Genomic DNA, 11,262 nt, shown 5'->3' with positions numbered 1-11,262 from the left:
ATGATAAATCCTTACCTTGATGTATTGAGGTGTGTGCAATAAGTGTTTAAAACTACCTATCAAAACTGAAGTAATGCTAAAAATGATACTTTGATGACCGTATATCTTTAGCGACTTAATCACTAAATATCTTTTTATACCAAGTGCTTTTTTGTTTAAAGCGTTTATAAACTTAAAATATTTTTAAAGTTAAACCGCTTGTAGCTGCCATTGGTTATCTACAAGGTTTAAGCGATGAGTCATACCCACTGGCATATCTTCTGCCGTTAATGGCATGGTCACGCGATAACCCTGCTGACGTAAGCTTGCCACTTGCTGTAATAATAGCTGCAGCTGCTCACTGTCCAAATGATTGAAAGCGTCATAATCAACCAGCACAATAACAGGCGCATCAAGCTGAGTATGCGCGAGCAAACGGCTAACATCCATACTAAAACCTGTCGCTTGACGCGGCTGGTTACTAGCTAATTGATTACCGCTTTTCATACCATCAAAGCGCCCGCCACGTACTAGTGGTTGAGTCTCACTATTGATATAACCGTTAAACACGATGCCCGTATGATAATGGTAGCCTGACAGCTCAGTCACATCGATACTTACCGGACACTGCCACTGCGCTTGCAAGTGCGTTTTTAGACGTTGCAACTCATTGATAGCAGTGACGATTTGGGTATCTTGTTGCGCATTCTCCGACAATCTTCCAAGCAGATTTGCAATGTCATGACCAAAGCGTGCCAAGGTATAAAAATCACTACCCATCGGCAATACTTGGCAAACCTGTTTAAGCTCTGGCAAGTTTTTATTGGCATAAAGCTGCATCAACTGCTCAGTATCGCTATCAGATAATGCCGCCAATTCTGCCAAGCGCTTAAATATCGCCACATGACCCAAATCAACGTGCAATGCCGCGCTCATATCTAGACTATTGACCATGCTAAACAGCACATTTATCAGCTCGATATCAGCAGTAATGGACTCACAGCCAAATATCTCAGCACCGAGCTGTAGCGGTGTGCGTGAGCCAAAAAGCCCTGACGGCAAAGTATGAATGACATCGCCTGCATAGCAATAACGCGCGATTCCATCGCCGCCATGGTGTGCATCAATACGCAGAATCTGTGGCGTGATATCGGCACGTATGCCCATCAAGCGACCGGATAGCTGATCGATAATTTTAAAGGTTTGACGCTTCAAATCCTCTGAGGCACCGCTTAATAAAGATTCGGTAAACTCAATCATTGGCGGATTGACCAATTGGTAGCCATGGCTGATAAGCTGCTGGATCAATTGATGTCTAAGCACTTCTTGCTTATGAGCATCTTCGAACAACACATCGACCACCCCGTCAGGCAGCAACCAGCTATTGGCAACATCGCTGGCAAGATTGCTAAGGTAAGGTAAACGGTTGGGTGCGGCGGTATTATCAGCGGGCTGAGTAGCCGCTTGCATGATGGAATTTGGCAGGGCAGGTTTGGCAGAATCAGAACTGGCAGACACAATAAATCCTTGTTTGGCGTATCGCTTACCAAAAAGCGCGGTAAAAATGCGGTACTTAAAGGTTATATTTCCAATTGCAGGGATATCAGGCGATTTTTATTTTTAACGCGCAACATCACTGACCCAATTATTGATAAGCAAACTAGGTAACCGCAAAAGGGTGAGCAATAATATAAGTTAGGATGATAAGACGAGTATCTTTATGCGCTAAAAAATTATGATAAATAATCAAGGCACTTTATGCTTTAGTTTAGCATAGCAGCCAAGCTTCGCCTAGTGACAATTAGGTACAATCGCCATCTAATTTCTTAAAGCAATCACAAAAACGCTTCTGTAATGGGCTGAGTTATCCTTACATAAGCGGCATATTTATAGAAAAATATAGCATTATTTAACAATCATACATCGCTATCTACCGTTGAATAACGCCTTAAATACACACTCATGTTACACTAGCTTATATTTTTATTTTGGAAGTCTTATGTCGTCTGATTATCACCCAAATCCTGCCATCAACCAAACCAACGTCCTTGGTACAGCGCTTGCCAGCTGCTGTTTTGACCCACTTACTGGCTACTATCGCAATGGTTTTTGTCATACAGGCAACCACGATGTTGGTCAACATACCGTTTGCGCCAAAATGACCAGTGAGTTTTTAAACTTTTCAGCCAGTCGCGGTAATGATTTGATTACGCCGCTGCCTGAGTATGGTTTTGCCGGTCTGCAACCTGGTGACTACTGGTGTATTTGCGCGCTACGTTGGGTTGAAGCCTTAGATTTAGGGATGGCACCGCGGATAAAGCTTGAAGCTTGTCATGAAAGCTTATTGAGCTTAGTCGATATCGATACATTAAAAAGCTTTGCGCTGTAATCTATATCCGTAACATAGGCTGTTTTTATATTTATTTTTTACTTAGACAAAAGGAGCAGGTATGAATAAAGATGATGACCTGATTGTCAAAACGACAACACGTATCACACCTGAGTCTAATGTCAGTCTTATTGACGCCGCCGTCAGAGATGAGCATTCCTATTTAGACAATTATGACAGCTATATCTATGGTGATGCAGATGCAACAGTCGAAGATACTATCGAGATAATGACCGTCTATGACCCTGACTCTGAGCGTTATGAAGACATTGATTTATTAAGTGATGAAGAGGTGGTCAATTGCTACGCTTACTCACGTAAAACGGGTGAAAAAACGAATAAAGTCGCACTAAATGATGTCAGCCGCGCACTGAGCAATAGTGGTCAATTTATCTGGCTTGGGCTATATGACCCAAGTTTAGAAACCATGGTCAAGGTCAGAGATGCGTTTGAGCTACACGAACTGGCGATTGAGGATGCCTTTGCCGATCATCAGCGCGCCAAGGTTGAGAATTATGACAATGACATGATATTTGTGGTGCTGCGTACTGCTAAGCTCGAAGACAATGTCATCCGTTATGGTACTACGGCGATATTTATGGGAAAAAACTATCTGATTACCATTCGTAATGGTCCGTCCAATTCTTATACGCCCGTACGCGAGCACTGTCATCGTCGCCCAGAAAAGCTGCGCATGGGACCAATATTTGTTTTGCATGCCATTCTTGATTTTATTGTCGATAACTATATGCCAGTGACCGACCGCTTAGGCAGCTATTTACGTGAGCAAGAGCGCAATATTTTTACTTATGAATTTAATAAAGAAACGCTTAGAAATCTATATGAATTAAAATCACAACTGGTGCATATGCGCGCTATTATTTTGCCTGTGCAAGACATCTGTAGCTTTTTTATCAATCATAAAAAAAGCGAACTGGTTTCCAGTTTTTCTCAGGCGGCCAAGCCTTATTTTCGCGATGTGAATGACCATTTACTGCACTCTTTAGATGCTATTAACGGTTTAAATGAGATGCTAAGCGTGGTTATGAATACCTATCTTGCCATGGTTAATATGGGACAGAACGAAGTGGTACGTAAGCTTGCAGCTTGGGCGGGTATTTTGGCAGTGCCGACAGCGATTGCTGGTATCTATGGGATGAACTTTGACTTTATGCCTGAGCTACATTGGCAGTACTCTTACCTAGTTATCATGGCAATTATTATTTCGCTATGTAGCTTTTTATACTTTAACTTTAAAAGATTAGCCTGGTTATAAACTCGCTTTGTAGACAAAAAAAGGGCTGCCATTGGCAACCCTTTTTTTATTAACAGCTATTAAATATCGTTAGTAACTTATCGATACCTATCAATCACTTTATCGATAAAAATTATTTAAGAGGCTGCTTATTATCAACACAAGGCAAGTGATGCTCAGTACTGATCACTTGATGGTCATTCAAATAATCTTCTGGTCGTCCAAACATCTTAGCCGTCCAAGTTAATATAACAATTGATGCACTCAGCACCATAATGGCAAAGGAAATCGTTGCTAGCAGCCATAAGTGAAAGTTATCTGATACCGCCTGTACATCGACGACTAAATGTCGCGATAAAGCCGTAATCGCAATAAATATCAAAAACTGTACCGGCAAACGGTGAGTCTTAAAATAGATCCCAATCATCGCTAGCAGCTCTAGATAAATAAAGAGCAATAAGATATCTTTTAAATCTGCTGAACCTTTTTGAAAGATCACAAAGAATTCTTTACCCGCTGTCCAAACCACCACCATACTGATTAAAAATAAAATAATGTAGTGGCAAATATCGACAAACTCTCTGCCGATATGCTGCATGCGCTCATGTATTCCAATCTTTGACTTTGATACATTAGTGTCATTAGCTTGATGCGCTTGACTATTTTTCTGCTCAGATCGCTGTTCTGACAGTGGTTTCATCAGCTTACTTCGCTGCTATTCAAACCAGCAGATTTTTCAGCAGCATCAACGGTTTGGCGAATAAGGGTATTGATGGTCATAGGTCCAACGCCGCCTGGGACTGGTGTATAAGCACTGGCAATATTTTCTACGCCTTGCAGCTCGATATCACCGACGCCGCCATTATCAGTCGGATGGAAGCCTGCATCGATGACTACCGCGCCTGCTTTAATCCAATCGGCTTTGATCAACTCAGGTACGCCCACTGCCCCAACAACTATGTCTGCACGCTTAATATGAGATTCTAAATCTTGCGTTCTTGAATGGCAAATCGTCACTGTACAGTTGGCATTTAATAGCATCATCGCCATTGGCTTACCCAAGATCGCACTACGACCTACAACCACCGCCTCTTTACCAGCAAGCTCGATATTATGATGCTCTAATAAATGCATGATACCTTGCGGTGTGCATGAACCATAAGCGGACTGCTGCATTGCCATACGACCAAAACCAAGACAGGTCACACCATCGACGTCTTTTGCCAAGTTAATCTGCTCAAAGCAAGCACGCTCATCGATATGCGCAGGTACTGGATGCTGTAGCAAGATACCATGCACATCTGGATTGTTATTAAGCTCGTCTATTTTCGCCATGAGCTGCTCAGTCGTCGTCACACTTGGCATCTCAACCCGTATAGAATCCATGCCGACACGCTTACAAGCATTACCTTTCATACGTACATAGGTTGCAGAAGCAGGGTCATCGCCTACCAATATTGTTGCTAAGCTTGGTGTGCGTCCTGTCTTAGCTTTAATAGCGTCTACACGCGTACTCAGTTGCTGTTCTATTTGTTTAGCAAGTGCTTTACCGTCCAAAACGGTAGCAGATCCTTGGGCAGTTGACATAGTAACTCCAATAGAGGGTGCGATAAAAAAATAAAGACAGCGCCTGCAGTATTTTTGCATGCCTGTCTTATGCTCGGTCAATTCTTTTTGACCGTTAATTGAGACTGATATTGTACCTGTCTGGGTTAAAAAATCCTAGCGCCCTATTAAAAGGCCCTAACTAAAAAACAATAACATGACCATAAAAAATCGATCTATTAACTGCTAATAGACCAATTTTATGTGTTAAACAACTTTCGTAAACTAACTAAGATATAATTTAATACGTTTGGAGTTCTATCCCCACTGCCGCGCCAATATCGCTTGATTGGGTATCAGAGTCTACTGCCCACAATCTCGTCGTAACCAAAGCTTGTGGCTTCAGCTGATGCTCCCAAGCGACGTCGATACCTGTCAGCTTATCAGTCGTTGGGAAGGCTTGATTAATCGCTTCATCCGCTTGATTGACTTTCGCATATTGCACTTTTGCATTAATAAAGTTACGGTTATCGAGCCATAAGCGACCACCAAGCGCGATACTTTCTGCATCGCCGCCTAGGGCATAGCCTAATGGGAATCCTTGCTGATAATAGCCGTCTGTATAAACAAAGTGGTCGTAAGAAACACCTCGAACTTCACCACTAGAACGGGTGTCTGTATACTCCGCATACAGCTGATACGGCTTACCGTAAGCAGCAGACGCATAATCAATACCGGCTAAATACATATTTTTAGCTGGCAACGCGCCTGCTTCATCTTCACCCACATATTGAGCATAAATGCCCGCAGGTACATTCACCAATGGCGCTAAATTTAAGCGCGCATCAAAACCACCAAGTTGATTGGCTGGATCATCAGCTGCCTCAATACTATTAGTCGCTTCATTATCTTTGGTACCTAAAAGAGCATCAGTGAAGGAACTAAAACTCTGTGGACGACCTTCACCACCCCACATAAAGGTACGAGAAGCGCCGACTTCTAACCATTCCCATGGGCTAGCAGTTAATCGTGCGCCAAATAGTTTAGTATCGGGAATCACCTCATAATCCTCTAGCTGACCCGCAAATAACTGATATTGCCAAGGTCCGACCCATGATAAATACTTCGATGTAGGGGCTGTTTGTTGATCACGCTGCATGGTAAAACCAGCGACTGGTAAGCTGGCATCGCCTCGAATAAGACTACCATCATGCCCAGGTCCCCACCACGTTGGAATTTTACCCGCGATTAACCATTGATTAGCTGCAGTGCCAGCAAGATACGAGCCCTCAAAGCTAACGTCTGAGCTATCGTCGATGAGTTTGTCATTTTTCAAGTTGGCTTGTAAATTAAATTCCCATTCCGCTTCGCTAAGCGACACCCCAACGCTTGCTTGCTGACCAGCAAGCTGATCGTCGGCAAATTTTTGTGGTAGCTGATCTCTGTCAGTTTGTATATGCAGTGATGCTGACCCTTTTACCACTGAATCACGGTTCTGATTTAATCGCATTTGTACCGACTGTAATATCTGCTGCTGTGCTGACGTTTGAGCATTAGCGCCATTTAAAGCGCGTTTGATTTCATTAGCAGTCAGCGGCCAAGTACTGGTGCTAATCTGCGCTACCCCTTGAGTATTGAGCCAGTCAAGATCTGCCTTAAGCTTTAGATCGTTCATATACAGATTTTGTGCAGATGCCAACATCGACACTGATGATAAAACACCTAAACCCAATAAAATGCTTAACTTCTTGTACATGATCAAATACTCTTCGGTTATAAGGGATTTATTATAAGCACTATCGGTCAAACATCAATCTATAGTAACGTAACTAAATTCAACTTAACTCAATAACTTATATATTACTGGTTATGTATGATAGCAAATACGCTATCAATCGCCTGTACTGTTTGCTTAATTTCTTCTTCAGTTAGGGTTGGATGCACTAGAAACATCAAGCTGGTTTCGCCCAGTTGTTTTGCGACTGGCAATCTAGTCTCTGGACGTAAGCCCGTATCATCGAACGCTTTTTCTAGATAAACCTCCGAGGCAGATCCCGAATAGCAAGGTACTCCTAGCTCATTAATTTCTTCAATGATGCGATCACGTGACCAACCTTCAGGTAGATTGTCTGGCTGGACATAGATATAAAGCTTGTAATAAGCATGTTTAGAATCTGAAAACTCAGAAGATTTCTCTAATCTTGGCACCGATAGATAGCCTTTTTCTTCCCAATAAGCACATGACTCTAATATTTTTTGGGCATTGGCCGTGCGCTTAGCAGTCCAATCAGTCATTCTCTTTAATTGGATACGGCCTATCACCCCTTGTACCTCAGTCATACGCCAATTGGTACCAAAACTGTCATGCAGCCAGCGATAACCAGGTGGATGATCAGTTTCGTAAACAGCAGAGTAGCTCTTACCGTGGTCTTTATAGGCCCACATTTTTCGCCATAATTGCTCGTCATTGGTAGTGACCATGCCGCCCTCACCGCCTGTGGTGATGATTTTGTCTTGGCAAAAACTCCACGCGCCAACATGACCAATACTCCCAACGCTACGACCTTTATAATGAGCACCATGCGCCTGAGCGCAGTCCTCTATCACATACAAGTCATGCCGCTCCGAAAGCGCCATAATGCCATCCATATCACATGGCCAACCTGCTAAATGCACGCATACAACACCTTTTGTTTTATCAGTCAATACCGCTGCAATCGTTTCAGCACTGATGTTACCAGTTGATATATCAACATCTGCAAAGATAGGAGTGGCACCTGCATTGACCACTGATGAGATACTGGCAATAAAGGTGCGCGGCGTGACGATAACCTCATCGCCTGCACCTATTCCAAGCGCCTGCAAGGCAACATCTAATGCTAAGGTACCGTTACCCAGTGCAATCGCATAGTTACTATCTGACCACTCAGCGAACTCTTGCTCAAACTGACGGCACTCTTGCCCTGTCCAATAGTTAACCTTGTTGGACAAAAGCACTTGGCTAACAGCATCAGCTTCTTCTTGAGTAAAGCTCGGCCATGTTGAAAACGGGGTATTTAGCATAGGTGTCCCTCATCAAAGCGCTTTTTTATCGACGCTATTGCCTGTGAATTTACTCATGGTCGCTTCACCATCAGCACTAATACCATCTTTAATAATGACTTTTCTTACCGTTTTTAATAAAATTTTAGTATCTAGCCATAATGACTGATGATCAACGTACCACGTGTCGAGTGCAAACTTCTCGTCCCACCCGATGGTATTACGACCATTAACTTGTGCGTACCCTGTAATACCCGGACGCACATCATGGCGACGAGCTTGCTCATCATTATATAGTGGCAGATATTCCATCAATAATGGCCGCGGACCGACCAAACTCATATCACCCTTAATCACATTCCATAGCTCAGGAAGCTCATCAAGACTGGTATTACGCAAAGCCTTACCAAATGAAGTCAAGCGCTCGTCATCCTCTAAGGGATTACCATGTATGTCAACGTCATCTTTCATCGAACGAAATTTTATCATCTCGAACGGCTTACCATGCAGGCCTGGACGGATCTGACGGAACAAGACCGGCGCTCCTAAACTCTGCCTTACTTTATAAGCCGTGATAGCATAAACAGGAGATAACACGACTAAAGCAGTAGTGGCAAGGGTGATATCAAATAGTCTTTTTATCATTTTATAAGCCCAACATGTTTATTAATCGTTTATTAACTTTATCGGCATCGAATTTTTCTTGGGCTATTCTATAGCTTTCATCGCCCATTTCTTTGATTTTTTCAGGATGCTCTATGAAGTAAATCATTTTTTCAGCTAATGCTTGTGGATTCCATCTTTCGACCAAGAAGCCGTTGACACCATCAACAACCGTTTCACGGCAACCGGGCACATCTGTAGTAATAACGGCTCGTCCTATGGCCATCGCCTCTTGAGTACTGCGCGGTACGCCTTCGCGATAAGACGGTAATACAAAAACATGACTTCTAGCAATCCAGTCTTTTACGTTATCAACTTGGCCAGCATAATTGACAAGATTTAATGCAATCAGATCATCCAATTCTGACGGTTGTAATGCTCCAGGGTTAGATACATCAATCTCTCCTAAAATAGTACACTGCGTTTCAGGGTATTTATTTTTTACCTTTTTTACTGCTGCAATGAAATCATGTATGCCTTTTTCTTTTAATAAACGACCAATAAATAAAAAATTGATAGGTGGTTTAATATCTTTTATGGATTGATATTGGTAATATTCTAGATTTAATCCTATACCACCTAACACCTCTACCTCTACCTCTTTTACTTTGATAGAATATTTATCCAGTAAGTCCCTTGGATCATCAGGATTTAGAAAAATAACCTTATCTAGTTGTGGTAAAGCTATTTTATACAGAAAAACCTGAATTTTTTTAACAAGCTTAGCCTTCTTATCTAATGCTGTCGGTCCATCAGTAAAAGCATAACCCAGTCCTTCCAACATACCTATTACCTTAGGCACTTTGACCATTTTAGCCGCTAGTGTTCCGAAAACAACAGGTTTAGAAAAGTAAGAGAATACAATATCTGGCGCCAGTCCTTTAATTTTTCTGGATAGTAAATAAGTTGCTTTTATATCAGATAAAGGATTTAACCCACCTCGCTTTAATTCATAGGTAACTGGTACCGCTCCTAGCGCTTCTATCTTCTTTAACTCATCAGAGGTGTATTCAGAAGTAAATGCATAAACAGTATGTTGCTGTTTGATTAACTCCTTGATAAGGTCAGCACGAAAGCCATAAAGACTGTAAGCGATGGTGCCTAAGATAACTATTTTCATCTATTAACCACCTATAATTTATTTGAGGCATGTTTTCTAAGAGACAAACTCCTAAGCTTTAGAATATAGAAAAAGCTTATATATATGGCTATATAGTTATATATCCTCAAACGAACTGCTGTTCCCAAGTTATCGTTCCCGATTAACCAAACACTACCGTACAGCACAAAGAATATAATCAAAAAACGTACAAAACTATCCGCTAGTTTAATATTTTTTAGTACATATACCAGCATAAAAAAGAATGGTAATGTTTCGACTACAAACAATATAACTGCTAATGGATTAGTAATATATAAACCTAACATTTGCCCCAAAAAGCTGAGTATAAAATTAGGTATGAACAATACAGGATTAGAAAAACTCAAACCTAATGTTGAACCACCTCCTGTCTCTTCAAATCCAGATCGGTATTCAGTAAGCAAATGTAGAACACCTACATAATTGGCTATAAAGAGAAGTAAAAGGTACAAAGAACCTAAATAAAAGACTCTTTTTTTAGTAAATTTCATTTTCAAAAATAAAAGGCTAAGCAGGTATGCGTACCCCAAATAAGGCCTAATTTGTATTAAGAAAAAACCAATTGCAACAGATAGCAGAAAGTAAAATAAAAAATGTAAAACATTACTGCTATTTAAGAATTTTTTTACTGTCATGCATCCAACTAGGAAGCAAAAAGCCATGAACACATCACGAAAAACATCTGTCGATAACATAAAAATCGTTGGATGAACCAATAAAACCAGAAGAGAGTATAAATAGTATTTTTGATTATATTTAAACGTTAGCCCTGATAGCCTATTTACCATAATTGGAATAACAATCAAACTTAAGAAAAATAAAAAATAGGTAGTCAAGTCGCGTGAGTATAAACCCAAATCATTTAACCACCTTAGTAATACTGGCCAGATATTTACTGCAGTATCTGTAAGCCCTTCAGCATAAGAGTTATAATAATAAGCATCACTACCTCCTCCCAAGTTTATTTTTAAAATACCATTTTTCATTAAAACAAAAGCAATAATTTTTAAAAATAATGCAGCGGTAACAAACAAGAAGATAGTGGAAGTAGAAACCCTTTCGAAGAAAAGCCGATTATTTTTCATAATATATCTTCAGCCATTTATCTGAAATAATATTTATATCAAATTTACTTTTGGCATACTGACAACCCAATATATTTCTTTGGTCAGTTAATAAAGTGACTTCGATAGCCTTTGCTAAACTTTGAAATTGTCTAATAGGTACAATTTTCCCATAGCTGCCTAT

The 11,262-nt window shown here is 40.9% G+C and carries 10 protein-coding genes; 2 read left to right on the top strand and 8 right to left on the bottom strand.

Annotated features, from left to right (window positions below):
• Nucleotides 1-189: 189 nt before the first annotated feature.
• Nucleotides 190-1,497 carry an ATP phosphoribosyltransferase regulatory subunit gene (locus VLN09_RS10895; protein ID WP_325246432.1) on the bottom strand — a complete coding sequence of 436 codons (1,308 nt, stop codon included), beginning with the start codon at nt 1,495-1,497 and terminating at the stop codon, nt 190-192.
• 481 nt (nt 1,498-1,978) lie between these two features.
• On the opposite strand from VLN09_RS10895, the gene VLN09_RS10890 reads away from it, so the two are divergent.
• Complete coding sequence (locus VLN09_RS10890; RefSeq protein WP_325246430.1) at nt 1,979-2,368, top strand: DUF2237 domain-containing protein; 390 nt, start codon at nt 1,979-1,981, stop codon at nt 2,366-2,368.
• A gap of 61 nt (nt 2,369-2,429) precedes the next feature.
• On the top strand, nt 2,430-3,644 hold the full coding sequence (corA, locus tag VLN09_RS10885) for a magnesium/cobalt transporter CorA (RefSeq protein WP_325246428.1): 1,215 nt from the start codon (nt 2,430-2,432) through the stop codon (nt 3,642-3,644).
• A gap of 112 nt (nt 3,645-3,756) precedes the next feature.
• Here corA and VLN09_RS10880 read toward each other — a convergent pair whose 3' ends face one another.
• The 7 genes from VLN09_RS10880 to VLN09_RS10850 form a co-directional block, all read right to left on the bottom strand.
• Entirely contained in the window at nt 3,757-4,323 is a 567-nt protein-coding gene (locus VLN09_RS10880) for a phosphate-starvation-inducible PsiE family protein (RefSeq protein ID WP_325246426.1), read from the bottom strand.
• Nucleotides 4,323-5,210, bottom strand: a complete 888-nt coding sequence (gene folD / locus VLN09_RS10875; protein ID WP_325246425.1) for a bifunctional methylenetetrahydrofolate dehydrogenase/methenyltetrahydrofolate cyclohydrolase FolD — start codon at nt 5,208-5,210, stop codon at nt 4,323-4,325. Before folD ends, VLN09_RS10880 begins: the two co-directional genes overlap by 1 nt.
• A 259-nt stretch (nt 5,211-5,469) precedes the next feature.
• Nucleotides 5,470-6,924 carry a capsule assembly Wzi family protein gene (locus tag VLN09_RS10870; RefSeq protein ID WP_325246424.1) on the bottom strand — a complete coding sequence of 485 codons (1,455 nt, stop codon included), beginning with the start codon at nt 6,922-6,924 and terminating at the stop codon, nt 5,470-5,472.
• Nucleotides 6,925-7,028: 104 nt separating this feature from the next.
• Nucleotides 7,029-8,231, bottom strand: a complete 1,203-nt coding sequence (locus VLN09_RS10865) for a DegT/DnrJ/EryC1/StrS aminotransferase family protein (protein ID WP_325246422.1) — start codon at nt 8,229-8,231, stop codon at nt 7,029-7,031.
• A 12-nt stretch (nt 8,232-8,243) separates the two neighbouring features.
• Nucleotides 8,244-8,855 (bottom strand): sugar transferase, encoded by a 612-nt coding sequence (locus VLN09_RS10860; protein ID WP_325246420.1) that lies wholly within the window; start codon nt 8,853-8,855, stop codon nt 8,244-8,246.
• A gap of 1 nt (nt 8,856) precedes the next feature.
• On the bottom strand, nt 8,857-9,993 hold the full coding sequence (locus VLN09_RS10855; protein ID WP_325246418.1) for a glycosyltransferase family 4 protein: 1,137 nt from the start codon (nt 9,991-9,993) through the stop codon (nt 8,857-8,859).
• Nucleotides 9,994-10,004: 11 nt separating this feature from the next.
• On the bottom strand, nt 10,005-11,099 hold the full coding sequence (locus VLN09_RS10850; RefSeq protein WP_325246416.1) for a hypothetical protein: 1,095 nt from the start codon (nt 11,097-11,099) through the stop codon (nt 10,005-10,007).
• Nucleotides 11,100-11,262: the final 163 nt, after the last annotated feature.

This window comes from Psychrobacter sp. (assembly GCF_035469765.1).
Lineage (GTDB): Bacteria > Pseudomonadota > Gammaproteobacteria > Pseudomonadales > Moraxellaceae > Psychrobacter.
The sequence above is the reverse complement of the archived record's forward strand: the minus strand, read 5'-3'. Positions and strand labels throughout refer to the sequence as shown.

Bases quoted from the DNA above. Each gene is read 5' to 3' on its own strand.
- VLN09_RS10870 (WP_325246424.1), bottom strand. From the start codon at position 6,924: ATGTACAAGAAGTTAAGCATTTTATTGGGTTTAGGTGTTTTATCATCA.
- VLN09_RS10880 (WP_325246426.1), bottom strand. From the start codon at position 4,323: ATGAAACCACTGTCAGAACAGCGATCTGAGCAGAAAAATAGTCAAGCG.
- folD (WP_325246425.1), bottom strand. From the start codon at position 5,210: ATGTCAACTGCCCAAGGATCTGCTACCGTTTTGGACGGTAAAGCACTT.
- VLN09_RS10860 (WP_325246420.1), bottom strand. From the start codon at position 8,855: ATGATAAAAAGACTATTTGATATCACCCTTGCCACTACTGCTTTAGTC.
- VLN09_RS10865 (WP_325246422.1), bottom strand. From the start codon at position 8,231: ATGCTAAATACCCCGTTTTCAACATGGCCGAGCTTTACTCAAGAAGAA.
- VLN09_RS10855 (WP_325246418.1), bottom strand. From the start codon at position 9,993: ATGAAAATAGTTATCTTAGGCACCATCGCTTACAGTCTTTATGGCTTT.
- VLN09_RS10850 (WP_325246416.1), bottom strand. From the start codon at position 11,099: ATGAAAAATAATCGGCTTTTCTTCGAAAGGGTTTCTACTTCCACTATC.
- corA (WP_325246428.1), top strand. From the start codon at position 2,430: ATGAATAAAGATGATGACCTGATTGTCAAAACGACAACACGTATCACA.
- VLN09_RS10890 (WP_325246430.1), top strand. From the start codon at position 1,979: ATGTCGTCTGATTATCACCCAAATCCTGCCATCAACCAAACCAACGTC.